Source organism: Streptomyces sp. NPDC030862, assembly GCF_055571835.1.
This window is the reverse complement of the sequence record NZ_JBVIEN010000017.1, coordinates 1-26,556: the sequence shown is the minus strand read 5'-3', so window position 1 is coordinate 26,556 and position 26,556 is coordinate 1. Positions and strand designations below refer to the sequence as shown.

General features: G+C 72.1%; 24 protein-coding genes and 1 riboswitch. Of the genes, 6 read left to right on the top strand and 18 right to left on the bottom strand.

The features are described from left to right. Positions 1-135: 135 nt before the first annotated feature. On the bottom strand, positions 136-1,041 hold the full coding sequence (locus ACZ42X_RS32020; RefSeq protein ID WP_468297530.1) for a LysR family transcriptional regulator: 906 nt from the start codon (positions 1,039-1,041) through the stop codon (positions 136-138). A gap of 74 nt (positions 1,042-1,115) precedes the next feature. Here ACZ42X_RS32020 and ACZ42X_RS32015 point away from each other — a divergent pair, with 74 nt between their 5' ends. After that, entirely contained in the window at positions 1,116-2,072 is a 957-nt protein-coding gene (locus tag ACZ42X_RS32015) for a DMT family transporter (protein ID WP_468297527.1), read from the top strand. 57 nt (positions 2,073-2,129) lie between these two features. Here the strand turns inward: ACZ42X_RS32015 and ACZ42X_RS32010 are convergent, their stop codons facing one another. Further along, on the bottom strand, positions 2,130-3,461 hold the full coding sequence (locus ACZ42X_RS32010; protein WP_468297525.1) for an aminotransferase class I/II-fold pyridoxal phosphate-dependent enzyme: 1,332 nt from the start codon (positions 3,459-3,461) through the stop codon (positions 2,130-2,132). Positions 3,462-3,496: 35 nt separating this feature from the next. On the opposite strand from ACZ42X_RS32010, the gene ACZ42X_RS32005 reads away from it, so the two are divergent. Next, positions 3,497-4,192: a pyridoxamine 5'-phosphate oxidase family protein gene (locus ACZ42X_RS32005; RefSeq protein ID WP_468297522.1), complete on the top strand. Its 696-nt coding sequence runs from the start codon at positions 3,497-3,499 to the stop codon at positions 4,190-4,192. Between the two features lie 116 nt (positions 4,193-4,308). Here ACZ42X_RS32005 and ACZ42X_RS32000 read toward each other — a convergent pair whose 3' ends face one another. From ACZ42X_RS32000 to ACZ42X_RS31990, 3 genes are all read right to left on the bottom strand, one after another. Further along, complete coding sequence (locus ACZ42X_RS32000) at positions 4,309-5,250, bottom strand: DMT family transporter (protein WP_468297672.1); 942 nt, start codon at positions 5,248-5,250, stop codon at positions 4,309-4,311. Between the two features lie 193 nt (positions 5,251-5,443). Continuing rightward, the gene (locus tag ACZ42X_RS31995) at positions 5,444-6,436 is read right to left on the bottom strand and encodes an EamA family transporter (RefSeq protein ID WP_468297519.1); all 993 of its coding nucleotides are present in this window, start codon (positions 6,434-6,436) and stop codon (positions 5,444-5,446) included. Between the two features lie 155 nt (positions 6,437-6,591). Further along, on the bottom strand, positions 6,592-7,254 hold the full coding sequence (locus ACZ42X_RS31990; RefSeq protein ID WP_468297516.1) for a PadR family transcriptional regulator: 663 nt from the start codon (positions 7,252-7,254) through the stop codon (positions 6,592-6,594). Positions 7,255-7,449: 195 nt separating this feature from the next. Between ACZ42X_RS31990 and ACZ42X_RS31985 the strand changes: the two genes are divergently transcribed. Beyond that, positions 7,450-8,259: a PhzF family phenazine biosynthesis protein gene (locus ACZ42X_RS31985; RefSeq protein ID WP_468297514.1), complete on the top strand. Its 810-nt coding sequence runs from the start codon at positions 7,450-7,452 to the stop codon at positions 8,257-8,259. An 87-nt stretch (positions 8,260-8,346) separates the two neighbouring features. Here ACZ42X_RS31985 and ACZ42X_RS31980 read toward each other — a convergent pair whose 3' ends face one another. Beyond that, positions 8,347-9,153 carry a CPBP family intramembrane glutamic endopeptidase gene (locus ACZ42X_RS31980; protein ID WP_468297512.1) on the bottom strand — a complete coding sequence of 269 codons (807 nt, stop codon included), beginning with the start codon at positions 9,151-9,153 and terminating at the stop codon, positions 8,347-8,349. A 45-nt stretch (positions 9,154-9,198) separates the two neighbouring features. Then, positions 9,199-10,704, bottom strand: a complete 1,506-nt coding sequence (locus ACZ42X_RS31975) for a glutamate-cysteine ligase family protein (RefSeq protein WP_468297510.1) — start codon at positions 10,702-10,704, stop codon at positions 9,199-9,201. Between the two features lie 505 nt (positions 10,705-11,209). On the opposite strand from ACZ42X_RS31975, the gene ACZ42X_RS31970 reads away from it, so the two are divergent. Then, positions 11,210-11,812 carry a hypothetical protein gene (locus tag ACZ42X_RS31970; RefSeq protein WP_468297507.1) on the top strand — a complete coding sequence of 201 codons (603 nt, stop codon included), beginning with the start codon at positions 11,210-11,212 and terminating at the stop codon, positions 11,810-11,812. A gap of 252 nt (positions 11,813-12,064) precedes the next feature. After that, positions 12,065-12,271: a DUF5999 family protein gene (locus tag ACZ42X_RS31965; RefSeq protein WP_468297505.1), complete on the top strand. Its 207-nt coding sequence runs from the start codon at positions 12,065-12,067 to the stop codon at positions 12,269-12,271. A gap of 69 nt (positions 12,272-12,340) precedes the next feature. Here the strand turns inward: ACZ42X_RS31965 and gcvP are convergent, their stop codons facing one another. After that, a complete protein-coding gene (gcvP, locus tag ACZ42X_RS31960) occupies positions 12,341-15,226 on the bottom strand; it encodes an aminomethyl-transferring glycine dehydrogenase (protein WP_468297502.1) in 2,886 nt (961 codons plus the stop codon). Between the two features lie 179 nt (positions 15,227-15,405). Beyond that, a riboswitch (glycine riboswitch) is annotated at positions 15,406-15,505 on the bottom strand. 123 nt (positions 15,506-15,628) lie between these two features. Here gcvP and ACZ42X_RS31955 point away from each other — a divergent pair. Further along, positions 15,629-16,012, top strand: coding sequence for a PRC-barrel domain-containing protein (locus tag ACZ42X_RS31955; RefSeq protein WP_468297500.1), 384 nt, complete (start codon positions 15,629-15,631; stop codon positions 16,010-16,012). A gap of 115 nt (positions 16,013-16,127) precedes the next feature. Here ACZ42X_RS31955 and ACZ42X_RS31950 read toward each other — a convergent pair whose 3' ends face one another. The 10 genes from ACZ42X_RS31950 to ACZ42X_RS31905 all read right to left on the bottom strand — a co-directional run bounded on the left by ACZ42X_RS31950 (position 16,128) and on the right by ACZ42X_RS31905 (position 26,370). After that, the gene (locus tag ACZ42X_RS31950) at positions 16,128-17,567 is read right to left on the bottom strand and encodes a DNA polymerase IV (RefSeq protein ID WP_468297497.1); all 1,440 of its coding nucleotides are present in this window, start codon (positions 17,565-17,567) and stop codon (positions 16,128-16,130) included. A gap of 79 nt (positions 17,568-17,646) precedes the next feature. Continuing rightward, complete coding sequence (locus tag ACZ42X_RS31945; protein ID WP_468297494.1) at positions 17,647-18,276, bottom strand: MerR family transcriptional regulator; 630 nt, start codon at positions 18,274-18,276, stop codon at positions 17,647-17,649. Positions 18,277-18,513: 237 nt separating this feature from the next. Beyond that, on the bottom strand, positions 18,514-18,987 hold the full coding sequence (locus ACZ42X_RS31940; RefSeq protein ID WP_033327106.1) for a bifunctional nuclease family protein: 474 nt from the start codon (positions 18,985-18,987) through the stop codon (positions 18,514-18,516). Positions 18,988-19,051: 64 nt separating this feature from the next. Continuing rightward, complete coding sequence (gene ftsR / locus ACZ42X_RS31935) at positions 19,052-19,804, bottom strand: transcriptional regulator FtsR (protein ID WP_468297491.1); 753 nt, start codon at positions 19,802-19,804, stop codon at positions 19,052-19,054. A 17-nt stretch (positions 19,805-19,821) separates the two neighbouring features. Continuing rightward, on the bottom strand, positions 19,822-20,700 hold the full coding sequence (locus ACZ42X_RS31930) for an FHA domain-containing protein (RefSeq protein WP_361420822.1): 879 nt from the start codon (positions 20,698-20,700) through the stop codon (positions 19,822-19,824). A gap of 82 nt (positions 20,701-20,782) precedes the next feature. Next, positions 20,783-21,763 carry a DUF881 domain-containing protein gene (locus ACZ42X_RS31925; RefSeq protein ID WP_468297489.1) on the bottom strand — a complete coding sequence of 327 codons (981 nt, stop codon included), beginning with the start codon at positions 21,761-21,763 and terminating at the stop codon, positions 20,783-20,785. Positions 21,764-21,768: 5 nt separating this feature from the next. After that, complete coding sequence (locus ACZ42X_RS31920) at positions 21,769-22,101, bottom strand: small basic family protein (RefSeq protein ID WP_064068997.1); 333 nt, start codon at positions 22,099-22,101, stop codon at positions 21,769-21,771. Next, on the bottom strand, positions 22,098-23,027 hold the full coding sequence (locus tag ACZ42X_RS31915; RefSeq protein ID WP_468297486.1) for a DUF881 domain-containing protein: 930 nt from the start codon (positions 23,025-23,027) through the stop codon (positions 22,098-22,100). Before ACZ42X_RS31915 ends, ACZ42X_RS31920 begins: the two co-directional genes overlap by 4 nt. Before the next feature lie 123 nt (positions 23,028-23,150). Next, entirely contained in the window at positions 23,151-25,646 is a 2,496-nt protein-coding gene (locus tag ACZ42X_RS31910) for a mannose-1-phosphate guanyltransferase (protein WP_355367142.1), read from the bottom strand. A 115-nt stretch (positions 25,647-25,761) separates the two neighbouring features. Then, a complete protein-coding gene (locus tag ACZ42X_RS31905; RefSeq protein WP_355367145.1) occupies positions 25,762-26,370 on the bottom strand; it encodes a CDP-alcohol phosphatidyltransferase family protein in 609 nt (202 codons plus the stop codon). Positions 26,371-26,556 lie beyond the last annotated feature (186 nt).

The following is a 26,556-nucleotide window of genomic DNA, read 5'->3' as shown; positions in this document are numbered from 1 at the left end:
CCGGGTCATCGCGGGGGTGCACGGAGGGGATCCCCGCGGCGGCCGCCCGGGGGTTCCGGCCACCGACCGGGCCCGCCTCCACCCCGCCGGGCACCGCGCCCGCCCCACGGCCTACGCCCCGCGGCAGCGCCGCGCTCAGCCGCCGACCGCCCGCCCCACCTCCCGCAGCGCCCCCACCGCCGCCCGGATCGAGGGGCGCCGGTCCGCGTCCGCGCGCCACACCGCGTAGATGTGCCGGCGCATCTGCTGCCGTACGGGCACGAGCGTGACGCCCTCCGGCACGGGGCCGCGCCCGAGCCGGGGCGTGACGCACACCCCCAGCCCCTTCCGGATGAGGGCGAGCTGGGTGTGGTGCTCCCCGGCCAGGTGGGCGATGCGCGGCTCGATGCCCTTCGACCGCAGCGTGAACATCAGCCACTCGTAACAGAATTCGCCCTGCGGCCACGACACCCAGTCGTCGTCGGCGAAGTCCTCCAGGTCGACCTCCGCCCGCCCCGCCAGCGGATGGCCGGCCGGTACCGCGATGTCGGCGGCGTCGTCCAGCAGCGGTTCGCGCGCCAGCGCGGCGGGCATCGGCATCCGCTTGTTGCTCCAGTCCAGCACCACCGCGAGGTCCATGTCACCGCGCATCACGTGCTCGATGCCACGCTCGGGCTCCAGCTCGCTGGTGCGCACGCACAGGTCGGGGTGGTCGCGGCGCAGGCGGCTGATCGCCGCCGGGAACAGCCCGCGCGCGGCGGTCGGGAAGCCGGCCACCCGCACCTCGCCCACCACCTGCCCGCGCTGCGCCTCGATGTCCGCCTGCGCGAGCTCCACCTGGGAGAGGATCCGCGCCGCGTGATCGGCCAGCAGCCGGCCCGCGTCGGTGAGCCGCACCCCGCGCCCGTTCTTGGCCACCAGCTGCTGTCCGACCTCGCGTTCCAGCTTGGCGAGCTGCTGGGAGACGGCCGACGTCGTCACGTGCAGTCCGTCGGCCGCGCCGGTCACCGAGCCGTGGCGGGCGACGGCGTCCAGGGTCCGCAGGCGTTCCAGGTTCAACATGTAAGCAATGCTAAGCGAAGCCGTCGACAAGATCTCGCTTGTTCTACGATGTCATAGCGTCCACAGTGGTCGGCATGAGCACCGCAACATCCTCCGCGCCCCGGTCGGCCACCCCGACCCCCGCGGCCCCCGCAGCCGTCACCCCCCGCCGCTCCCTGGACTGGCGCATCCGCTTCGCGGTGCTCGCCCTCATCTGGGGCTTCAGCTTCCTCCTCATCAAGGTGGGCACCCAGGCCTACGCCCCGTTCCACGTCACCTTCGGCCGCCTGCTGTTCGGTACGGCGGTGCTCGCGGTCGCGATGGCGGTGAAGCGCACCGCCCTGCCGCGTGGCGCCCGCACCTGGGGTCACCTGGCGGTGGCGGGGTTCCTCCTCAACGCGCTGCCGTTCTCGCTCTTCGCGTACGCCGAGCTGACGATCCCCTCGACGCTCGCCGGCATCTGCAACGCCACCTCGCCCCTGTGGGGCATGCTCCTGTCCCTGGTCGCCCTCTCCGAGGACCGGCCCACCCGCCGCCGCGTCGCGGGGCTCGGCATCGGTTTCCTCGGCGTCCTGACCGTCCTCGGCGCCTGGCAGGGCTTCTCCGGACTGGACGTCACCGGCACGGCCATGGCGCTGTTCGCCTCGCTCAGCTACCCCGTCGGCTGGATCTACGTCCGCCGTACGCTCGCGGGCCGCGGCGAGTCGCACCTCTCCCTCACCGGTGCGCAGTTGTTCCTGGCCACGCTGCAACTGGCGGCCGTCACCCCGCTGTTCACCTCGTGGCCGCAGGCGTTCCCGGTCCTCCCGCTGCTCGCGGTGGTCGCGCTGGGCGCCCTGGGGACGGGCCTGGCCGTGCTGCTCCAGTACACGATCGTCGCCGAGGTCGGCCCGACCACGGCCCAGATGGTCACCTACTTCATCCCCGTCATCGCCACCGCCGCCGGCGTGACGCTCCTGGACGAGCGGCTCACCTGGAATACCCCGGTCGGCGCCCTCATCGTGCTGGCGGGCGCGGCCCTCACCCAGAGCCGCGCCTCCCGCACCGCTTGAGGTCTCCCTTCGCCTCCGGGGTGCCCGCGTGGCCCCGGCGGCGGGCATGGGGACGCCTCAGGCGTAGCCGCGCGCCGGCATCGGCCCGGCGGCCGCCGCCACCGCGTCGGCCAGCGCCTCGATGTCGGCCGCCGTCAGCCCGGAGACGGTGACCCGGATCCCCGGCCCCGCCGCGATGCGGAAGCGCGCGCCGGGGGCGACCGCCCAACCGGCGTGCAGCATCCGGGCCACCGCCCCGGTCTCGTCGGCCACCGGCACCCACACGTTCATGCCGCTGCGGCCGTGCGCCTCGACACCGCGGCGCGCCAGGGCCCGTACGAGCGCGTCGCGCCGCTCGGCGTACGCCCGCGCGACCGCCCGTGTGTCCACCGCGCCCGTCTCCCACAGGTGGACGACCGCGCGCTGGAGCAGCAGGCTCACCCAGCCGGGACCGAGCCCCTGCCGCGCCTGCACCCGGTCGATGGTGACGGCGTCCCCGGTGAGCGTGGCGAGCCGCAGATCGGGCCCGTACGCCTTGGCGACCGACCGTACGAACGCCCAGCGGTCCGTCGCGCCCGCCAATGGGTGCGCCGGCAGGTCGACGAAGCCGTGCCCGTGGTCGTCCTCGACCAGCAGGACGTCGCGGCGCCGGCGGAGCACCTCGCGCAGTTCCGCGGCGCGGGCGGCGCTCACCGCCGCGCCCGTCGGGTTCTGCGCCCGGCAGGTCACGATGAGCGCCCGCGCGCCGTCGCGCAGCGCGCCGTCGACCGCGCCGGGTGACGGCCCCTCGTCGTCGACGGCGACGGGCACGGTCCGCAGCCCCAGCGCCGGTACGAGGTCGAGGAGCGAGCCCCAGCCGGGGTCCTCGACGGCGACCGCGTCCCCCGGTTTCAGATGCACGGCGAGGACCCGTTCGGTGGCGTCCAGCGATCCGGACATCACGGCGATCGGCCCGTCCGGCACCCCGTCGGCGTCCAGCGCGGCGCGCGCGAGCCGCGCGAGGTCCTCGTCCACGGGCGCCCGGCCGTACAGCACGGGCTCCTCGGCGTTGCGCCGCGCCGCGGTCGCCAGCGCCTCCGCGAGCGGCGGCAGCAGCGCCGGATCGGGGTTGCCCTCCCCCACGCCCCGTACGCCCTCGGGGGCGTCGATCCGGAGCGACCCGCGCACCGTGGTGGCGGGACGGGGCCGCACCCGGCTGCCCCGGCGCCCGGCCGTCTCGATCACTCCCCGCTCGCGCAGGGTGCGGTACGCGGCCGCCACCGTATTGGGATTGACCCCCAACTCTGACGCCAACTCCCGCATGGGGGGCAGCAGTTGCCCGGGCTGCAGCCGGCCCGCACCGACGCCCTGCTCGACGCTCGCGGCGATCTCGGATGCACGGCGGCCTACGATCCGATAGTCTCCTAGCACAAACAACATTATGCACTAGTGCAATGGAGTCCGCCATGCCGGAGACCACCGTCGCCCACGAGCCGACCTCTCACGGGCAGGCCGCGTACGAGCCGACCGAACTCACCGTCCTCACCCGCGCCCGCGAGCGTGCCTCGTACGACCGCGCGCTGGTGCACTCGATCCTCGACGCGGCGTACGTCTGCCACCTCGGCTTCGTCCGCGACGGCAGGCCCGTCGTCCTGCCGACTCTCTACGGCCGCGTCGGCGAGCGCCTGTACGTCCACGGCTCGACCGGATCGCGCCCCTTGCGCATGGCGGGCAAGCCCGACCCGGGGCTTCCGGTCTGCCTGACCGTCACCCATGTCGACGGCCTGGTCCTGGCCCGTTCCGCCTTCCACCACTCCCTCAACTACCGCTCCGTCGTGGTCCACGGCACCGCCCACCAGGTGACCGACCCCGAGGAGAAGACCACCGCGCTCGACGCGCTCGTCGACCACGCGATCCCCGGCCGCTCGCACGACTCCCGCCCCGCCAACACCAAGGAGCTCGCCGCCACCGCCGTCCTGCGCCTCGACCTCACCGAGGTCTCCGCCAAGGTGCGCACCGGCGGCCCGAACGACGACCCCGAGGACCTCGGCCTCCCCCACTGGACCGGCGTCATCCCGCTGAACACCACCTACGGCGCCCCGATACCGGCCGACGACCTGGACCCGTCCATCGCCCTGCCCGGGTACTTCTCCGCGCTCTGAGCCCGGGGAGCGAGCGAGTCCGTACGGGACACGTTCACGTACGCGGCCCCCGCGCCCGCACGGGCACGGGGGCCCGGGCACGGGGGCCCGGGCGCGGGGGCCCGACGCGCGGAGCCTCAGGCCGCCGCGCGCCGCCGCGCCCGTACCACCGACGCGGCCCGCGCCTCCGCGGCCGCCAGCCCGGCGACCGCCGTCAGCAACAGCAGCGTCCCGGTCACCGTGGCCGCCGTCAGCCGCTCACCGAGCACCGCCACCGCGATGACCGCCGCGCTCACCGGCTCCAAGAGCATGATCACCGACACGGTCGCGGCCCGCACGACCGCCGCCCCGGCGAAGTACAGCGCGTACGCCAACGCGGTCGGCACCGCGGCGATGTACGCCAACAACCCCACGACCCCGACGAGTTCGGCCGTGTGCGGCAGCAGCCCCTCCGCCGCCGCCATCGGCAGCAGGCCCGCGGTACCGATCGCGAAGGCCCACACCGTCGTGAGGAGCGGGTCCCCGCCGCCGCCGTCCCGGCCGAGCCACCGCGTCAGCAGCGTGATCGCCGCGTACCCGGCCGCCGACAGGACCGCCAGGGCGACCCCCACGGGATGAACCTGCCCGGTGCCGTCGCCGAGGACCATCACGCACAGCCCGGCGAGCGCCCCCAGGACGGCGACGGACCCGCCGCGCCCGAGGCGCTCGCCCATGGCCAGCCGCGCCCCGAGCGCGATGAGCACGGGGCCGGCGCCGAGCGTGACGACGGTGCCCACGGCGAGCCCGGTCAGCTGGACCGCCGCGAAGTAGGCGCTCTGGAAGACGGTGAGCCCGATCCCCGTGGCGAGGATGCGCAGCACCCGGCGCCGCCGGGGCTCCGTACTACGGGCCGCGGGCCCGCGGCGCAGCGCCAGCGCGCCGAGCAGCAGGACGAGCCCGCCGGCGCAGCGCCAGAACGACAGGGCGAGGGGCCCCAGATCGCTGACCCGGAACACGAGCGAGGCAGCCGCTCCGGCGGTGCCCCACGCCACTCCGGCGACGATCAGATAGAGGAGGCTCCGCCCGACGGGCAGGGCCATGGAGGGATTCGACACGTGACGTCTCCGTACGAAGAACGGGAAAGGTGGCCGCTTGACTCCGTACGCGGGCAGCGACGAACCGCTCGGGGCCCCTGGGCCCCGAGCCCGGTCCTCGTCAGAGGAGGCTGGTGAGAGTCCCGCCCGCGTTTACGCGGCGGGAGGCGGCAGCACGGTCGAATGCATGATCGTCACCTTACGGGGCGGCCCGCCCGGCGGCCACCTGGTTCCCGGCCCCCGCCTCGGGCTGCTCCGACCCCGCCACGGGCTCGGCCGGCGCGGCCTTGGGCGTCGACGACTGCGCGATGAAGGCCCCGACGAGTACGACCGCACCGCCGAAGATCTGCGGCGCCGACAGGTGCTCCCGCAGCAGCACCCACGCCAGTACGGTCGCGATGACCGCCTCCAGGCACGCCACCACGCCCGCCACCTGCGGCGAGAGCCTGCGCACGGCGACGATCCCGGTGACGTACGCGAGAACCGTCGCGATCAGCACGATCCACCCGAGCAGCATCCAGGCCGGGGCCTCGGTCCCGCCCATGTCGGCGGTGCCGCCGAGCACGGACCACTCCATGCCCCAGGGGCGCGCGACGACGGTGAGCACGAGGGCGCCGATGAGCAGCCCGTACGCGATGACGCCGAGCGGATCGGCGGGCTCGGCCTCGTCGGAGCCCTGGTCGGACAGGACGAAGTAGCCGACCTGGCAGCAGGCGGCGCCGAGCGCCAGCAGCAGCCCCAGCAGGTCGAAGCTCAGCCCGGCCCACACCTCCACCACGCAGGCGAGGCCCCCGACGGCGAGGACCACGCCGACGGCGGCGGCGCGCGTCACGGGCCGGCGCTGGACGAACCGCACCCAGCCGAGGACGAGCGCGGGGGCGAGGTACTCGATCAGCAGGGCGACCCCGACGGGGATACGGGAGAGCGCGGCGAAGTAGCAGGCCTGTACGCCGGCCACGGCGAGCAGCCCGAAGCCGGCCAGCAGCAAGGGCTTGCGGCGCAGCAGGTCACGGTGGCGCCAGGCGACGGGCAGCATGACGAGCGCGGCGCCCGTCACCCGTAGCCACACCACGTGCAGCGGGTCGAGACCCGCTTCGATCAGCGGCTTGGCCGCGACACCTGATCCACCGAATGCGAAGGCCGAGGCCAGGGCAAGTCCCAGGCCGGCGCTTCTCCCCTGAGACGCGTGCATCGGCACATCATGGCAGCAGTCGGTCAGGAGCGTAAAGGCTGTGACACCTGTTGAGACGACTTCGGCAAGTCACCGACCTGCGGCAGCGGTTCACACGGACGGCGTGTCCCGCGCCCGGGAGCCCGTCGCGGAACCCGCCGCACCCATGAGATCCGTCAGTCCTCGTCGGCGAGGATCAGGTAGAGCTTCTTGCGGGCGTCGTTGACGACGGCGAGGGCCTTCCGACGCTGCTCGGCGTTGCCGGTCTTCCAGACCTGCCCGAACGCCTCGAACAGGCCGGCGCCGGCCTGCCGGATCTCGTTCAGCGCCTCCCAGTCGACCCCGCGCCCGGCCTCTTCCCAGGGGGCGTCGGGCGCGGCTTCGGCCTCCGCCCGTCCGGCGTCGCTCAGGGTGAACAGCTTCTTGCCGCCCTCGCTCTCGCTGACGATCAGGCCCTCGTCCTCCAGCAGCTGGAGGGTCGGGTAGACCGAGCCGGGGCTGGGCCGCCAGGCCCCGCCGCTGCGCTCGGCGATCTCCTGGATCATCTCGTAGCCGTGCATCGGGCGGTCCTTCAGCAGCGCCAGGATCGAGGCGCGGACGTCGCCGCGCCGTGCCCTCCCCCGGCCGCCTCCGCGCCCGGGTCCACCACCGAACGGCCCACCGCGGAAGGGGCCGCCACCGAAGCCCGGCCCTCCCCCGAAGCCCGGCCCGAACGGCCCGAAGGCGGCACGCAGCCTCTCGAAGCCGCCGGGCTCCCCGCCCCAGCCGGGCCCGCGCCCATGGCCATGCCCCTGCGCGTGTCCGTGCCCGTGTCCATGTCCGTGCTCAGCTGAACGCATCTCTTACACTCCCTCGATCGATGACTGATCGCGATGCTTCAACGATATATCGGAACACTTCGTTAGGCAATCGTTCCGACGGGGCACTCGCCTGCGCAGCCGTTCCCGTTCTCCCGATCTCCGACGGGACATCGAGTCCAGCGACCCCGGATTGGCCTTGGCCCGCCGCTTCGCCGTCCCCCTACCGTCAGCTCCATGCGGATTCGAATCGTCGACGCCTTCACCGACCGCCCCTTCTCCGGCAACCCGGCAGGGGTCCTCCTCCTCGACGCCTTCCCGGACGACCACTGGCTCCAGAAGGTGGCCGCCGAGGTCAACCTCTCCGAGACCGCCTTCGCCCACCCGCTCCCGCCCGGCGGCGATGCGGACTGGGCGCTGCGCTGGTTCACCCCGGTCGCCGAGGTCGACATGTGCGGCCACGCGACCCTCGCCACCGCGCACGTCCTGCACACCACCGGCCGCGCGACCGGCACGGTCCGCTTCGCCGCACGCTGCGGCGTCCTGTCGGCCACGGCCGCGGCGGACGGCTCGGTCACGCTGGACTTCCCGACCTCCACGCTGACGCCGGTGCCCGCGCCGGACGGGCTCGCGAAGGCGCTCGGCGCCGACGTCGTCTCCGTACACGACACCGCCGCGCACATCGGCGACCTGCTGGTGGAGCTGGCGGACGAGCAGGCCGTGCGCTCCCTGGCGCCGGACCTGGCGGCACTGGCCGGCCTGTCGGAGCGGGGCGTCATCGCCACGGCCGCCGCCGCGGAACCGGCCGGCGGCTACGACTTCGTCTCCCGCTGCTTCTTCCCGGCGCTCGGCATCGCCGAGGACCCGGTGACGGGCAGCGCGCACACCGCGCTCGCGCCGTTCTGGTCGCGGCGCCTGGGCCGCGACGAGCTGACCGGCTTCCAGGGCGGCGCCCGCACCGGCCTGGTCCGCACCGCGCTGCGCGGCACGCGCACCCTGCTCACGGGCCACGCGGTGACGGTCATCGAGGGCGACCTGCTCACCTGAGACGGCGAAGGGGCGGGGGGGGGGGGGGGGGGGGGGGGGGCCCCCCCCCCCCCCCCCCCCCCCCCCCCCCCTCCACCAGGGGTCCCGTCACTCGACGGGCAACCACCCCACCTGCCCCTTGAGCAGCGCGTACCCGACGAACGCCACGATGTCGAGCAGCGCGTGCGCCACCACCAGCGGGCCGACCCGCCCCCACCGCCGGTACAGCACCACGAAGACGGCGCCCATCACCATGTTGCCGACGAAGCCGCCGATGCCCTGGTACAGGTGGTACGAGCCGCGCAGCACCGCGCTCGCCACCAGCGCCGCCAGTGGCGTCCAGCCGAGCCCGCCGAGCCTGCGCAGCAGGTATCCGACGACGATGACCTCCTCCAGCACGGAGTTCTGCACCGCCGACAGGATCAGGACCGGGTACTTCCACCACACCCCGGGCAGCGACTCGGGGACGACGGTCAGGTTGAACCCGGCCGCCCGCGCCACCAGGTAGAAGGCCAGGCCCGCGCTGCCGATGCCCGCCGCGACCAGCGCCCCGCGGCCGAGGTCGCTCCACGGCCTGCGGCGGTCGAAGCCGATGGCGCGCAGGCCGGTCCCCTCCCTGAGCAGCAGGTGCGCCACGAGCAGGACCGGGACGAGCGCCGTCGCGATGCCGAACAGCTGCCAGGCGAGGTCGAGCCACGGCCGCCCGGGCGCCGCCGAGCTGTTGAGGTGGGCCGCCTGGTCCTTCAGGCCGCCCGGTTTCGTCAGCGCCCCGACGAAGCTGATCAGCGAGGCGACCGCACTGGCCCCGAGCGAGAGGGCCAGCACGAGCAGCAGCTCGGAACGGACGAACCTTCGAGGGCCCCCCGCCCCCTCCTCGGGAAGGGAATCGGCCACGCGCCCCGCCTCTGCCTGCACACCTGTCTCCACTTCACTGCCCCGGGTTGATCCGGAAGACAGACCCTACGGCGCCGGGAACCCCACCGGCCAGGTGTGCACGGGCTCGCCCCGCCGCATCAGCTCGCAGTAGCGGCGCGTGGTGGCGGCCAGCGCGGCCTCGCGCCCCAGGCCCGCCCCCAGCGCCCGGTGGAACGTCTCCACCTGCCAGGACGCGCCGTTCACCCGCCGCTTGCACCGCTCCTCGATGATCCCCAGGTACCGGTCCCGGTCCGCACGCTCGATGCCCCATGCGTCGAGCCCCGCCGACGCGAGCGGCAGCAGCTCGTCCCGTACGAGCTTCACCGCCGGTACGGACGTGGTCCCGCCGCCGCGCCCCGGGCGGGGCCAGCGCAGCTCGGCGTCGATGCCGTAACGGCACGCGGTGTCGAAGTTGGCGGCCGCGTCCGCGAACGGCATCCGCCGCCACAGCGGCCGCGCCTCCTCCGCCAGGGCCCGTACGAGCCCGTAGTAGAAGGCGGCGTTGGCCAGTACGTCGTCGACGGTCGGCCCCGCCGGCAGCACCCGGTTCTCCACCCGCAGGTGCGGTACGCCGTCGACCACCCCGTACACCGGCCGGTTCCAGCGGTAGACCGTGCCGTTGTGCAGGACCAGCTCCTGGAGGGACGGTACGCCTCCGCCGTCGAGGACCCGCAGCGGCTCCTCGTCGTCACAGATGGGCAGGAGGGCGGGGAAGTACCGCACGTTCTCCTCGAACAGCTCGTACGCCGAGGAGACCCACCGCTCGCCGAACCACGTCCGCGGCCGTACGCCCTGCGCCTGGAGCTCGGGCGGCCGGGTGTCGGTGGCCTGCGTGAACAGCGGCGGCCGGGACTCCCGCCACAGCTCGCGCCCGAAGAGGAACGGCGCGTTGGCGCCGACGGCGATCTGGACGGCGGCGATGGCCTGCGCCGCGTTCCACACGTCCGGGAACCGCGCCGGCGTGACCTGGAGGTGCAGCTGTACGGAGGTGCAGGCCGCCTCGGGCGCTATGGAGCTGGCGGTGGAGCTGAGGTGCTCGACGCCCTCGATGTCGAGCGCGAAGTCCTCGCCCCGCGCGGCCACGATCTGGTCGTTGAGCAGCATGTACCGGTCGACGTCCGACAGGTTCCCGGAGACGAGATCGCCCTCGGTGAGCGTGGGCAGAATCCCGATCATCACGATCCCGGCGTCGACCTCCTTGGCCTTGCGGTGCGCGTACCCGAGGCCGGTGCGCAGCTCCTCGGCGAGCTGATCGAAAACGCGGCCGCCGAGCCGGTGCGGGGCGATGTTCACTTCCAGGTTGAACATTCCGAGTTCCGTTTGGAAATCCCGGCTCGCGATGCGCTCCAGCACTTCGGCATTCATCATCCGCGGCAGGCCGTCCGAGCCCGCCAGATTCAGCTCGATCTCCAAGCCCATCAGATTCTTGGGGCGGTCGAACCTCTTCTCGGCGAGGAGTCGCTCAAGGGCCGTAAGACACTGCTGGAGCTTGTGGCGATACCTCTGCCGATCGGACAGGTCGAACGCGCCCGCCACGACCTTCTCCCCCATCGAAGCGTCCCTCCTCGTGGGTGGCGCGCGGCGTCGGCCGCCCGCGTCACGGACGATAATGCCCAGCCGGACTGATCTGTAACGCCCCCGCCGACACCGCGTGGCGGGTAGGCTGGATAGGAAGACCGTCCGGCACATTCCGGGGGCAAGCCGCAGCGCGTGGTTACCACGGGCAAGTCCCGCTGACTTCCGATGATAAACACCGGCGAGATTCGGCCGACCGCGCTCTGAGCAGCAGCGCAGGCCGGGGCGGTGGGGTTCACGGGAAATCTACAGAAACTCCGCATAACAAAGTCCCGATCCGGGCTTGTTCGCAATATCGGCGACAGCTAGCGGAAACATCACGTGAACACGCGTCGTATAAACTCCGCGAACGAGGCAGAGAGTCGGCGCCCGGCCATGGCCCGACGGCCCCCGCACCGGCCCGCCCTCTGACCCCGTCGCCGACAGCGCCGTCCGCACCTCCCCCGCATCACCTGTCTCTTGAGTGAGAGGCGACCCAACCATGCCGCTCCATGTCTCCCAGGCACCCGCGCCCGCCCTTCGCAGTGTTCTCATGGCCCTCGGTTCCGCCGCCGTCCGTGAGGCCCACACCCCCGCTCTGCGGTCCGTCCAGGGACCGCTGAGCCCCGAACTCCCGTTGCCCGTCCACGTGTTGGACGTGCTGGACGTACGGGACCAGGTCGTTCCGGCCGCCGGCGCGCCCCGCACGCGTCTGACCGGCTGGCGGTTCCTGATCCGCGGCGGCGACCGCCCCGTCGCCGCCGCGGACACGAGGCTCACCCCGGACGGGTGGGCCTTCTCGCACTTCTTCGAGGGGCCCTACCTCGCCTCGACCGAGCGCGCCCTGCACCAGGCCGAGACGATGACGACGCACTACCAGCCACGGCTGCTGTCCGTGCCGGAGCTGTACATGCTCACGCTGTGGCTGCACGGCGACCCGGACGCCGACCCGGCCACCGGCAGCCCCGCCCCGACGGACCTGCTGGTGCCGCTGGCGCCCGCGCCGCCCGGGATCGCCGCCCACCTCCCGTACCGGGTCGCCGACCTGCTGCCGGTCCTGACACTGCGCCTCGGACCGCCGCCGCTGCTGGAGTCAACCGCGTGACGCCGCGGGGTGGCCCGTACGGGCTAGCCCACTGGGGCCACCCCGAACCACCCGAAGGGACAGGGGGTTTGAGCTGAACCATCCGCACGGGTGATACGTCCTTAGGCAGTAGGAAGAGCTGCCGCGAAATCCCTGCGGACGGACGCCCGTGGGGCAACACTGGGACCGGATCGACCGACACAACGGGGGGCGGCCATGAACACCGCATCGAGCCGCAGGACAGACACCACACCGCAGCGAAAGAACCCATCCATGTGCCAGCACCAGCCAGCCTGCCCGACCGCCGACTCCGCCGACAGGGAGGCGGCCCGCCTGGTGGCGCACCACCCGGAACAGGGCTGGAGCCTGCTGTGCAATGGCGTCCTCCTCTTCGAGGACACCGGTGAACTGCTGCCGGACGGCCAGATCATCGCGCCGCACCGGCCACTCGGCACCTCACACATCATGACGGCCGCCTGAGCCGGCCGGCGCACGGCGAAGGGCCGGTACGGATCACTCCGTACCGGCCCTTCGTCATGACCGACGCCGTCAGTTGTCGTACTCGTCCAGCGGCGGGCACGAGCAGACCAGGTTGCGGTCGCCGAACGCGCCGTCGATCCGGCGCACCGGCGGCCAGTACTTGTCCGCGGCGGACACCCCGGCCGGGAAGACCGCCTCCTCACGGCTGTACGCGTGCGACCACTCGCCGCCCAGCGCGGCCGCGGTGTGCGGGGCGTTGCGCAGCGGGTTGTCCTCGGCGGGCCACTGACCCGAGGCGACCTTCTCGATCTCGCCGCGGATCGCGATCATCGTGTCGCAGAACCGGTCGAGCTCGGCCAGGTCCTCGCTCTCGGTCGGCTCGATCATCAGCGTACCGGCCACCGGGAACGACATGGTCGGCGCGTGGAAGCCGTAGTCGATCAGGCGCTTGGCGATGTCGTCGACGCTGACGCCGGTCGCCTTGGAGATCGGGCGCAGGTCGATGATGCACTCGTGCGCGACGAGCCCGGCCGGGCCGGTGTACAGCACCGGGTAGTGCGGCTCCAGGCGCTTGGCGATGTAGTTGGCCGCGAGCACCGCCACCTGCGTGGCGCGCTTGAGGCCCTCGCCGCCCATGAGCCGGACGTACGCCCACGAGATCGGCAGGATGCCGGCCGAGCCCCACGGGGCCGCCGAGATCGGGCCGACGCCCGTCTCCGGGCCGGCGCCCGGCTGGAGCGGGTGGTTCGGCAGGTACGGGGCGAGGTGGGCGCGGACGCCGACCGGACCGACGCCGGGGCCGCCGCCGCCGTGCGGGATGCAGAAGGTCTTGTGCAGGTTGAGGTGCGAGACGTCGCCGCCGAACTCGCCCGGCTTCGCCAGCCCGACCAGCGCGTTGAGGTTGGCGCCGTCCACGTACACCTGGCCGCCGGCCTCGTGCACCTGGGCGCAGATGTCGGCGACGTGCTCCTCGAAGACGCCGTGCGTCGACGGGTAGGTGATCATCAGGACGGAGAGCTCGTCGCGGTACTGCTCGATCTTGGCGCGCAGGTCCTCGACGTCGATCTCGCCGTCGTCGGCGGTCTTGACGACGACGACCTTCATCCCGGCCATCACGGCGCTGGCGGCGTTGGTGCCGTGCGCGGACGACGGGATCAGACAGACGGTGCGCTGCGTGTCGCCGTTGGCGCGGTGGTACGCGCGCACCGCGAGCAGACCGGCGAGCTCGCCCTGCGAACCGGCGTTGGGCTGGATCGACACCTTGTCGTAGCCGGTGACCTCGGCGAGGCGCTCCTCCAGCTCACGGATGAGGGTGAGGTAGCCCTGCGCCTGGTCGGCCGGCGCGAACGGGTGCATCTGGCCGAACTCGGGCCAGGTCACCGGCTCCATCTCGGTGGTGGCGTTCAGCTTCATCGTGCAGGAGCCGAGCGGGATCATGCCCCGGTCCAGCGCGTAGTCGCGGTCGGCGAGCTTGCGCAGGTAGCGCAGCATCGCGGTCTCCGAGCGGTGCGCGTGGAAGACCGGGTGGGTGAGGTACGCGTCCGAGCGCAGCAGCGCCTCGGGCAGCGCCTCCGCGGTCTCGAGGTCCAGCGTCTCGATGTCGCCGCGTACGCCGAATGCCTCCCACACGGCGGCGAGCTGCGCGCGGCCGGTGGTCTCGTCGCAGGCGACCGAGACGTGGTCGGCGTCGACGAGACGGAGGTTGACGCCGTTCTCGCGGGCGGCGGCGACGGCCTCGGCGGCCTTGCCCGGCACCCGGACGGTCACGGTGTCGAAGAAGCTCGAGTGGACGACCTCGACGCCGCCGGCGCGCAGGCCCTCGGCCAGGATCGTGGCGTACCGGTGCACGCGCTGGGCGATCTGCTTCAGCCCGTCGGGGCCGTGGTACACGGCGTACATGCCGGCCATGACGGCCAGCAGCACCTGCGCGGTGCAGATGTTGCTGGTGGCCTTCTCGCGGCGGATGTGCTGCTCGCGGGTCTGGAGCGCCAGGCGGTACGCCCGGTTGCCGTCGGCGTCGACGGAGACGCCGACGAGCCGGCCCGGCAGGGAGCGGGCGAAGGTGTCGCGCACGGCCATGTAGCCGGCGTGCGGACCGCCGAAGCCCATCGGCACGCCGAACCGCTGGGTGGTGCCCACGGCGATGTCGGCACCCAGCTCGCCGGGCGAGGTGAGCAGCGTCAGCGCGAGCAGGTCGGCGGCGACGGTGACGACGGCACCGAGCTCGTGGGCCCGGTCGATGACCGGCTTGATGTCCCGTACGGCACCGGAGGCGCCCGGGTACTGGATGAGCACGCCGAAGACGCCGCGCTCGGCCACCTCCGCCGGGATGCCCTCGGCGAGGTCGGCGACGACGACCTCGACACCGGTCGGCTCCGCCCGGGTCTCGATGACGGCGATGGTCTGCGGCAGGGCGTCGGCGTCGACGAGGAAGACACCGCCCTTGACCTTGCCGACGCGGCGGGCCAGCGACATGGCCTCGGCGGCGGCGGTGCCCTCGTCGAGCAGCGAGGCGCCGGAGGTGGGCAGCCCGGTCAGGTCGGCGACCATGGTCTGGAAGTTGAGCAGCGCCTCCAGGCGGCCCTGCGAGATCTCCGGCTGGTAGGGCGTGTACGCCGTGTACCAGGCGGGGTTCTCCATGACGTTGCGCAGGATGACCGGGGGCGTGAAGGTGCCGTAGTAGCCGAGCCCGATCATCGGGGCGAGCACCTGGTTGCGGTCGGCGAGCGAGCGCAGCTCGGCGAGGACCTCGGCCTCGGTGCGCGCGGCCGGCAGACCGAGCGCCTCGGCGGTCTTGATCACATCCGGCACGGCGGCGGCGGTGAGCTCGTCGAGCGAGCCGTAGCCGACCTGCGCAAGCATCTTGGCGCGGGCCTCGGCGTCGGGGCCGATGTGCCGCTGCTCGAAGGGGATGCCCTGCTCAAGCTCGGAGAGCGGAGTACGGTTGGCGGTCATCTACGGAGGCCTCCTGGTCGTCACGACCTGCGAGGGGCACCATGGCGCGGGTGCCCGGACGGCCTCCCCCTCTGTCATCTCAACCTGAGAGCTTCACCGGGCGCCATGGGGAGCCGCCCGGCTTTCACCGTCGGTGAGAGCGGATGCCGTCCGACGCCCGCCCTGCTTTCCAGAGTGACCTCGTCCATGCGGTACCGGGTGCCTGAGAGATTCCGGGGAGGATTTGCTCCTTCGGCGCCTCCGAAAGGTTTCTCCGAAGGACTCTCCCGCATGGGGTCAACAGCCGTCTGCCAGCCTACCAGCGAGGTCCGGGCCCGATCCCTCGAGTGGCCGACGTCACCGATGTGCACTTTCGTAGTGATGTAGCGCAGTTGCGAGCGGGTGCGACCTGTTGGAGGGACCGTGCAGACCGATATCGATCCGCGGAGCCTGATCGGCCGCAAGGCCTACGACCGCAACGGCCACAAGATCGGGACCGTCGACGAGGTGTACCTGGACGACGCGACGGGCGTCCCCGAGTGGGCCGCCGTCCGTACCGGCCTCTTCGGCCGCGACGCCTTCGTCCCCCTGGCCCCCAGCGACCTCGCCGCCGACGGCCTGCACGTCCCGTACGACCGCGCCCTGATCAAGGACGCCCCGGACTTCGGCGTGGGCCGCCACCTCTCCCCCGAGCAGGAGCTCCAGCTCTACCACCACTACGGCCTGGAGCTCCCGTCTCCGCCGGACCCGGACCCCGACCCGGACCCCGACCCCGGCCTCGGCAACCTGGCCGGCCGCGACGGCTGACGCGCCTTCCGGAACTCGCGGCACCGGCGGCCGAACACGCCCAGCACGCCAGGCTCCGGCAGGGCGGCCCCGCAGGCCGCGGCCCCCCGGGCGTCCGGCCCGTCCGGCCCGCCCTTCAGGGCGACGGCGCCCGCTCCACCGCCGCCTCCACCGCGACCAGCGGCAGCGGGTCCGACAGCTCCAGGTCCGGGTCGTCGGTCCGGAAGGTCCGCACCCGGCCCGGGGGCGAGCCCGGCTCCTCGAACCGCACGGTCACGCGCCCCACCCCGCTGCCCTGCACCCACCCCGGCCCGTACTCCGCGTGCCGTACGTCCTGCCCGGCCATCCACCTGCGCTCCCCGCCGCCGGCGTCCTCCGCGGCCCCCGGTTCACCGCTCCCGCCCCCGCCTGCTCCTGCCCCTGCCCCTGCCCCTGCAGGCGGTTCCTGCGGCTCCGGGGCCCCGTCGCCCTGTGCACCCGCCGGAGCCTCCACCAGGGCGGCCTGGGCGAACAGGTCCTCCTGGGTGTAGTCCGCGAGCCCCGTCACGCCCACGCCCAGCAGCCGCACGCCGCCCGTGGTGTCCACGGACTCCAGCAGCCGGGCCGCCGCCTCCCGCACCACCGCGGGGTCGTCCGTCGGTCCGCGCAGGGTCTCGGATCTGGTCAGCGTCGAGAAGTCGTACCGGCGCACCTTGAGCACCACCGTCCGCCCGGAGCGCCCGGCGCCACGCAGCCGCCGCACGCACCGGTCGGCCAGACGCTCCACCTCCAGGCGCACCCGCACGCGGTCGTGCAGGTCCACGTCGAAGGTGTCCTCGACGGAGACGGACTTGGCGTCCCGCTCGGCCACCACGGGCCGGTCGTCGTGCCCCAGGGCCATCCGGTACAGCGAGGCCCCGTGCGCCTTGCCCAGGAGCCGTACGAGCTCGTCCTCGCCCGCCTCCGCCAGGTCGGCCACGGTCGTCATCCCGGCCCGCCGCAGGTGCTCGCCGGTGGCGGGGCCGACTCCCGGCAGGATCCGCACCGACATCGGCCCGAGCAGCTCGCGCTCGGTCCCGGGCTCGATGAGCACCAGCCCGTCGGGCTTCGCCTGCTCCGACGCGATCTTCGCCAGCATCTTCGAGCCCGCGAGGCCGACGGAGCCGGTCAGCCCCGTGACCGCCCGGATGTCCGCGCGCAGGCGCTCCCCGGTCGCCCGCGCCGTCGCCGCGTCCCGGGCCGTACCGCCCGCCTCGCCCGCCTCCAGGTCGACGAACGCCTCGTCCAGGCTCAGCGGCTCCACCAGCGGCGACAGCCGCCGCAACAGCTCCATGACCTGGTCGCTCACCGCCCGGTAGAGCGTGAAGCGCGGCACCAGGTACGCGGCGTTCGGCGCCAGCCGCCGCGCCTGGGCCATCGGCATCGCCGAGTGCACCCCGAAGCGCCGCGCCTCGTACGAGGCGGTGGCGACGACCCCGCGCGGCCCGAGGCCGCCCACCACCACGGGCTTTCCGCGCAGGCTCGGCTTCGCCGCCTGCTCGGCGGCGGCGAAGAAGGCATCCATGTCCAGATGCAGAATCGTCGGCGCGGCTCTCACATCACCGATGCTGCCCTACGCCACTGACAATCGCCCGCACGTACGTGCGAGCCCACGCGGCAACGCGGCCACGCCGCCGTCACACGGCCCTGTCGCGCCTGCGCCGCGCCAGCTCGTCGGCCGGATTGTGCCCGATGAGCGTCTCGCCGGTGTCGACGCGCTCCCCGTGCAGCTGCGACAGCGCCGCCTCGACATCCCGCCACACCACGCCCACGGCGATCCCGAAGACACCCTGACCGCCCTGGAGGAGATCGACGACCTCGTCGGGCGACGCGCACTCGTACACCGTGGCGCCGTCGCTCATCAGCGTCATGCGCTCCAGGTCGCGATCGCCCCGGGCGCGCAGGTGCTGGACGGCGGTGCGGATGTTCTGCAGCGCCACCCCGGTGTCCAGGAACCGTTTGACGATCTTGAGGACGACGACGTCGCGGAAGCTGTAGAGCCGCTGCGTCCCCGACCCGTACGCGGGCCGCACACTGGGCTCGACGAGGCCCGTACGGGCCCAGTAGTCGAGCTGCCGGTAGGTGATGCCGGCCGCCGCACAGGCGGTCGGGCCCCGGTATCCGATGACGTCGGCCGTCGGATCGGCCGACTCCTCCTGAACCACCCCGTGGACGGACGCGTTTCCGTGAAGCGGATACGGCCCGCTCTGCCCCGGACAACTTCGTCCGGGGATACCCCCAACCGCACCGTCGCCGCTGCTCATCACGCCGACCCTCCGTCCTTGACCTGCCATCTCGACGGTAGGCAGTCACCCGGGGTGCGTCAACGATCGCCACACTCGGCACGCCGAGTGATAATCACCCTGAGGGTGGTTTCCCGTGTCCCTCTTCCGGGAACACCTCACCGAATGCGCTGAAGACGGGGCGCGGCACCGCCCGGAGCGGCGAAACCCGGCCGACGCCGCCGCGGATTCACCGCGCCGGCGTCACCGAAAGCGGCCGGGTCACTGACTGTTGGTGCCGAAGTCCTCGGGCGAGATCTGGTCGAGGAACTCGCGGAACTTCTCCACTTCGTCCTCCTGCTCGTCCGGGATCGCGATCCCGGCGTCGTCCAGCACCCCGTCACTTCCGTAGATGGGCGTACCGGTCCGCAGGGCCAGCGCTATGGCGTCGGACGGCCTGGCGCTCACCTCGACACCGCTGGCGAAGACCAGCTCCGCGTAGAAGACCCCGTCCCGCAGATCCGTGATCCGGACTTCGGTCAGCTCCTGACCCACGGCCTCCAGGACGTCCTTGAAGAGGTCATGGGTGAGCGGTCGCGCAGGGGCCATGCCCTGCTGGGCGAAGGCGATCGCCGTCGCCTCCCCGGGACCGATCCAGATGGGGAGGTACCGGTCGCCTCCCACTTCACGCAGGAGCACGATCGGCTGGTTGGACGGCATTTCCACCCGGACACCGACAACATCGAGCTCGTTCACATTGCAACCCTAGGACGTGCTGGACCGGTTTGGGTAGTCGGGGCCCCTCCGGACCCCTCGGAGGTCAGTGCAACCGGACACCCAGAGCCGTCTGCAGCAGCGCCGCGTGGAGCCGTACGGACAGGGCCGCGAGCTCCTTCGCGGTCGCCTCCGCATGGGCTCTGGTCTGCGGATTCCGGTGCCGGCGCAGCGGCGCGACGACCTGCTCGACCAGCCCGGCCTCGCGCTCGGCGGCGGCCTTCACGGCCCTCAGATGGCGCGGTTCCAGACCGAATCCGCCCAGCTCCGCGACGAGCTTGGCGATGGTCACCGCCTCGGCGTCGTACGCGCCGTCCGCCACGGGCGCGATCAGCCCGTACGACTCCCACTCGGCGAGCTCGTCCTCGCCGACGTCGGCGGCCGCGAGCAGCTCCGCACGGCCGATCCTGGCCGCCGTCGGCGTGTCGAAGTCCGGCGCCCACGGGCCGGCGTCCACCGATTCGCGCGGTCCACCGGGGGTCGGTGCGGGCAGCCGCACCTGTTCCCCGCGCTCCAGGGCGTCGAGGTGCTCGCGGATCACCTTGAGCGGCAGGTAGTGGTCCCGCTGCATGCGCAGGATCCGCGCGAGCCGCTCCACATCCGCGGGACTGAACTTCCGGTATCCGGAAGCCGTCCGCTGCGGCTCGACGAGCCCCTCCGCCTCCAGGAACCGGATCTTGGAGATGGTCACTTCGGGAAACTCTTCCCGCAGCCGGGTGAGCACCGTCCCGATGCTCACCAGCTGGTCGGCCGCCCCGGCGGTGCCGTGTCCGGCACCGCCCGTCGGTGGTCGCGGCATGCGCCTCCCCTGCCGGGTCACACGCCCCGCTGGCTCGCGTAGAAGACCAGCCGGTACTTGCCGATCTGCACCTCGTCGCCGTTGGACAGCGCCACCGAGTCGATCCGCTCGCGGTTGACGTACGTGCCGTTGAGGCTGCCGACGTCCGCGACCGTGAAGCTGCCCTCCGGCGACCTGCGGAACTCCACATGACGCCGCGACACCGTCACGTCGTCGAGGAAGATGTCGCTCTGCGGGTGACGGCCCGCAGTCGTCAGGTCGGAGTCCAGCAGGAAGCGGCTGCCCGAGTTCGGCCCGCGGCGCACCACCAGGAGCGCCGAGCCGAGCGGCAGTGCCTCCACGGCCGCCTGCGCCTCGGGCGACAGCGACGGCAGCTGCGTCTGACCGGTGGCCTCGGAGTCGTACGCCTCCAGGCCCGAGATCGAGATCGTCGACGTCGTCTCGGACGCGCGCTCCGCCGGGACACCCGGACGCAGCGGGGCGCCACAGTTGGAGCAGAACCGGCTCGCCTCGGCGTTACGGTGCCCGCACCTCGTACAAACCGGCATGGACGAGTCTCCGCCCGTACTCGAGGTCGATGGTTCCCCGAAACCTATGCGGCCGGAACCAGCAGGGTCAACAGACGCGCCCTGGCCCCCCGGAACACCGCCCGGACCGGCGACCTCATCGCGGAACAGCGGGCGCTCGCCGCCCTGCTCCTCATTCTGGGCGTGGCGCGACGCGCGGTGCTTGGCACTGCTGCCGTCCTCGCGTGCGCTCTTGCCGAACAACTTCGCAAACAACTTCACGGGCGATTCCCCTTGACCGAAACAGACCCGCCCGTGGGGCAGGACGAACCCTGACTGAACACACCTGCCGACCCGGACACCCTCACAACGTCCGTATCCTCCGGACAGTTTCCACCACGCACCATGCGGGTGATGCGCCGACCCCCCGCAACCTCATGCCCTTGTCTCGCGGCCCCCATGCACCCCCGCCTCACTGCGATGACGACCGAGCGTAGTGAGGCCGCTCCGCCGCTCGCAAGGCATCCACGACGATCTTCTCGGACCTGGTCACCGACGCGGTGGCCTGCTCCTTCTCCAGCGTCTGTACGACACCTCCCGGGATGTTCAGCGCGGGCTCCAGGTCCTGGGGCTTCCCGATGACCTTGAAGCGGTACGGTGCGCGGATCTCCCGGCCGTCCACCTCGATGTCCCCGGCCTCACCGGAGATGTACGTGTCGGCGACGACCCGGACGTCGTTGACCTGGATCGCCTCGGCGCCCGCCGCGCGCAGCTCCTGGACGGCGTCCAGCAGCATGTCCGGCTCGACCGCCCCGGCGCCGTCGTCGATGGTGAGCGTGATCCCGGGACCCTGCGCCGCCACCGTACCGGCGAGGATACCCAGCTGACGCTCCTTCTCCTGGGTCTGCTTACGCGCCTCTTCCGCCTGGTCGGAGCTGTTCACCAGCTCGGTGCGCTGGTCCTCCAGGCGCGCCTTCTCGGCCTCCAGCCGCTGTGTCCGGTCGTCCAGCTCGTCCAGGATGCGCACCAGGTCCTCCTGGCGGGCGCCGCGCAGGGCGCTGTTGTCGCTGGTCGAGCGGACCTGGATGGCGAGACCCAGGCCGAGGACGAAGAGCAGTACGGCGACGATGAGTTGGGCGCGCGTGACGCGCGGCGGCCACAGCCCGGCCGCGAGCCGCTGCCGCCCGGTCATCTCCGGATCGGCGGGCCGGCCGGGGCCGGGCTCGGCGGCGTACGGCTGCGCTGCCGTCCGCGACGGCGGCTCCGGACCGTCCGCCTCCGGGCTCTTCGCCTCGGGCGGCAGCTCCTGCGGGGGCATGGCCTGCGGAGCCGGCGGCTCCGGCCGCTGGGGCTCCGGCCGCCGCGGCTCCGGGCTCTGCGGCCCCCGGTCGCCCTCCCCCGGAGTCGGAGGGGGAGTCGGCTTCTCGTGCGGAGTCGGTTCGTTCTCGCTCATCGGCCTCACGCCCGGAACACATGCCGCCGGATGGCGGCGGCGTTGGAGAAGATGCGGATGCCCAGCACCACGACCACGCCCGTGGACAGCTGCGCGCCGACGCCGAGCTTGTCGCCCAGGAACACGATCAGCGCCGCCACGACGACGTTGGAGAGGAAGGAGACGACGAAGACCTTGTCGACGAAGATGCCGTCGAGCATGGCCCGCAGCCCTCCGAAGACCGCGTCGAGCGCCGCCACGACGGCGATCGGCAGGTAGGGCTCGACGACCGCCGGCACCTCGGGCCGGATGAACAGGCCGACCACGACTCCCACGACGAGGCCCAGTACGGCGATCAAGATGTGCCCTTCCCTGTGTCGGCCGCGCCCCGCCCGGCATCCGTGCCGGCTCCGGCGGGACTCGGCTCTGCTGTGCGTACGATCAGGCTCGACGCGGCCGGCAGGCGCACCTCACCCTGATCCGAAATGCTGGTACGGATACCGAAGTTCTCCTGCAGCGCGTGCAGGTACTGCCCGTCGGGGCTGTCCTGGAACGCGGTGCTCAGCTTCTTCCCGTCTCCCACCGCCAGCACCGTGTACGGCGGCACCAGCGGTTTGTTGTCGACCAGTATGGCGTCGCCCGCCGCGCGGATCGCCGACAGGGCGGTCAGCCGCTGTCCGTTGATCGCGACCGCCTCGGCGCCCGACTGCCACAGCCCGTTGACCACGCGCTGCATGTCGCGGTCGCGCACCCGCCCGGTGTCCGCGAAACCGCTGCTCTCACGCGGCCCGTCGCCGCCCTGCTCGGTCTCCTTGGCGTCGTCGACGACCAGCTTGATGCCGGGGCCGCGTACCTCCGTCGCCCCGGAGAGCAGCGCCACGAGCTCCCCCTGGTCCCCACCGTGCTCCTGCAGCGCCTTGCGCTGACGCTCCCCCACCTCGGTGCGGAGCGCCTCGATCCGCTCCTCGAGCTTGTCGGCCGCGGTCGTCTCCGACTCGATCCGGTCGATGAGCTCCTCGCGCTCCTTGGCGACGACCGGGGCCGAGATCTGCGCCTGCGCGGCGCCGAGCGTGACCACCGCGGCGGCCAGTACCAGCCCCGCCGCGAGCCCCAGCTTGGCCCGCAGTGTGCGCGGCAGGCCGCCGCCCTCGGCGGTGCGGCGGGCCGAGGCCTCCGCGTACCCGTCGTCGAGCGCGTGGTCCATGACATTGGTCAGCAGCGACATGGACGCGTCGGGACGCGGAGGTGGGGAACCTGTGCTCCGAACGGGGGGCTGCTGCGACATGCCGCACATCGTCGCACGTCGCGGCTGCTACCGCCGAATGGCCCCACCGGTGTGCCGGGGGGCGCCCCTGGGCGCCTCCCGGCACATCCGTATCCGGATCCGCATCAGGATCCGTTCCGAGCGTCAGCGGCCGGCGCTCTCCACCACGGCGGCCCACTCGTCGAGCAGTGCCTGCGCGGACGCGTCATCCGGGCCTTCGGCCCACAGATGGGTGACGGCCTCCGCCGGGTCGGGCAGCACCATCACCCACCGGCCGTCGGCCTCCACCACCCGCACGCCGTCGGTCGTGTCGACGTGCCGGTCCCCGGCCGCCTCCACGACCCGCCGCATCACAAGGCCCTTGACCGCCCACGGGGTGGCCAGGTCGCGCCGCAGCACATGGGCGCGGGGTATGCGCGCGTCGATCTGGCTGAGCGTGAGTTGCGTACGCGCCACCAGCCCGATCAGCCGCACGAACGCCGCCGTACCGTCGAAGACGCTGCTGAACTCGGGCACGATGAAGCCGCCGCGGCCGTCGCCGCCGAAGATGGTCGATTCCTCGCGGCCGACGCGGGTCAGGTCGTCCGGCGATGTGGTCGTCCACTCCACCTGCGTGCCGTGGTACGCCGCGACCTGCTCGGCGATCCTCGTCGTGGTCACCGGCAGCGCGACTCGTCCGCTGCGCCGCTCGGCCGCCACCAGGTCGAGCAGGACCAGCAGGGCCCGGTCGTCCTCGATGATCCGGCCCCGCTCGTCGACCAGCGAGATGCGCTCGCCGACCGGGTCGAACCGCACACCGAAGGCCGCCCGCGCCGAGGCCACGATCTCCCCGAGCCGTACGAGCCCGGCGCGCCGGGACTCGGCCGTCTCCGTGGGCCGGGACTCGTCGAGTCCGGGGTTGATCGTCAGCGAGTCCACCTGGAGCCGCCCGAGGAGGCTCGGCAGGACGAGCCCGGCGCTGCCGTTGGAGGCGTCCACGACGACCTTGAGGCCCGCCTCGGCGATGCCCGTCGTGTCGACGTTGCGCAGCAGGGACCCGGTGTACGAGTCGAAGACGCTGGACGGGAAGGAGAGGTCGCCGATCTCGCCGGGGAAGGCCCTCCGGTACTCCTGGCGCGCGTAGACGCGGTCCAGCTTCCGCTGCCCGCCCTGCGACAGGTCCGCGCCCCGCTCGTCGAAGAACATGATGTCCACGGAGTCGGGCACCCCGGGCGACGTCCGGATCATGATGCCGCCGGCGCTGCCGCGAGCCGTCTGCTCACGCGCGACGGGCAGCGGTACGTTCTCCAGGTCGCGTACGTCGATGGCGCTGGCCTGCAGCGCCGAGATCACCGCCCGCTTGAGCGCTCTCGCACCCCTGGAGTGGTCACGCGCCGTGGTGACGGTCGCGCCCTTCTTCAGGGTCGTGGCGTACGCGCCCGCGAGCCGGACCGCCAGCTCGGGTGTGATCTCCACGTTGAGGATTCCGGAGACGCCGCGGGCCCCGAAGAGGTGCGCCTGCCCGCGCGACTCCCAGATGACGGAGGTGTTGACGAAGGCGCCGGCCTCGATCGTCTTGAACGGATAGACCCGTACGTTGCCCTGAACGATCGATTCTTCACCGACGAGGCACTCGTCGCCGATGACGGCGCCGTCCTCGATGCGGGCGGCCCGCATGATGTCGGTGTTCTTGCCGATCACACAGCCCCGCAGGTTGCTGTGCTGCCCAATGTAGACGTTGTCGTGAACAACCGCCTTGTGGAGGAAGGCGCCGCTCTTCACCACCACGTTCGACCCGACGACGGTGTGCTCGCGGATCTCCACATCGGCCTCGACCTTGGCGTAGTCCCCGATGTACAGGGGCCCGTGCAGGACCGCGTCCGGGTGCACCTCGGCGCCCTCGGCGACCCACACGCCGGGCGAGATCTCGAAGCCGTCGAGCTGGACGTCGACCTTGCCCTCGAGAACGTCGGCCTGGGCCTTCACATAGCTCTCGTGCGTGCCGACGTCCTCCCAGTAGCCCTCGGCGACATAGCCGTAGATCGGCTTGCCTTCCTTCATCAGCTGCGGGAAGACATCGCCGGACCAGTCGACCGGGACGTCGGGCTGGACGTAGTCGAAGACTTCCGGCTCCATGACGTAGATGCCGGTGTTGACCGTGTCCGAGAAAACCTGTCCCCAGGTGGGCTTCTCCAGGAAGCGCTCCACCTTTCCTTCCTCGTCCACGATGGTGATGCCGAATTCGAGCGGGTTCGGCACCCGGGTCAGGCACACCGTGACGAGGGCGCCCTTTTCCTTGTGGAACCTGATGAGGTCGGTCAGGTCGAAGTCGGTGAGCGCGTCACCGGAGATGACGAGGAAGGCGTCGTCCTTCAGCGCCTCCTCGGCGTTCTTGACACTCCCCGCGGTGCCGAGTGGCTTCTCCTCATTGGCATAGGTGAGCTCCATGCCGAGCTCTTCGCCGTCGCCGAAGTAGTTCTTTACGAGCGAGGCGAGGAACTGCACGGTAACAACGGTCTCAGTGAGCCCATGCCGCTTGAGCAGCCGCAGCACGTGCTCCATGATCGGCCGGTTGGCCACCGGCAGGAGTGGCTTGGGCATGCTCGAGGTCATGGGGCGAAGGCGCGTGCCTTCACCACCAGCCATCACAACGGCTTTCATGTCGGAAGCGTCCTCCTTGCAGAGACGACGGTCTAGCCGACTTCACCCATCCGGTAACTGGCCGTCTTACGTCTTGGGGCGCGCTTCGTCGCTGCACCGCACCAGAGGGACAGGCTCAATCGGCTGTGGCATCCGCCTTGACAAGTCGGCGGACTTGGACCACATAGAGGATCCCTGCCCACCAATAGAGAGTTGTACCCCATCCGGCGAACGCCCACCCGAAAACTTCAGCGAGTGATGCAAGCCACCCGTCCCCATCGCTGAGCAGGAGGAGCGGAAACGCGTACATCAAGTTGAACGTGGCCGCCTTCCCGAGGAAGTTCACCTGAGGCGGCGGATAGCCGTGCCGGCGGAGGATTCCCACCATCACCAGCAGCATCAGCTCACGGGCCAATAGTGCGATCGTCAACCACAGAGGGAGAATCTCGCGCCAGGTGAGCCCGAGCAGCGTCGAAAGGATGTAGAGCCGGTCCGCAGCGGGGTCGAGCAGGCGTCCGAGGCTGCTGATCTGGTTCCATCGACGGGCGAGTTTGCCGTCGAGATAGTCGCTGACACCGCTGAGCATCAGTACGAGGAGAGCCCAGCCATCGCTATTCGGCCCGCCGAAGACGGGGCGGAGGATCAGCCACAGGAAGAGCGGTACGCCGACCAGGCGAGCCATGCTCAGGATGTTGGGGATGGTGAGCACCCGGTCCGTCTGAACGCGGGTCTCCTGTACCTCCACCCGGGGCCTCCTGGGGAACGTGCCAACGATGCCCCCTGACTTTACCGTCAGCACGGACCGGCCCGTGCACAGGGGTGCCGGCCCCGGCTGTGGAACGCAGAAAAGCCCCGCACCAGAAGGTGCGGGGCTTTCCCCAAAAATTGTTCGGCGGCGTCCTACTCTCCCACAGGGTCCCCCCTGCAGTAC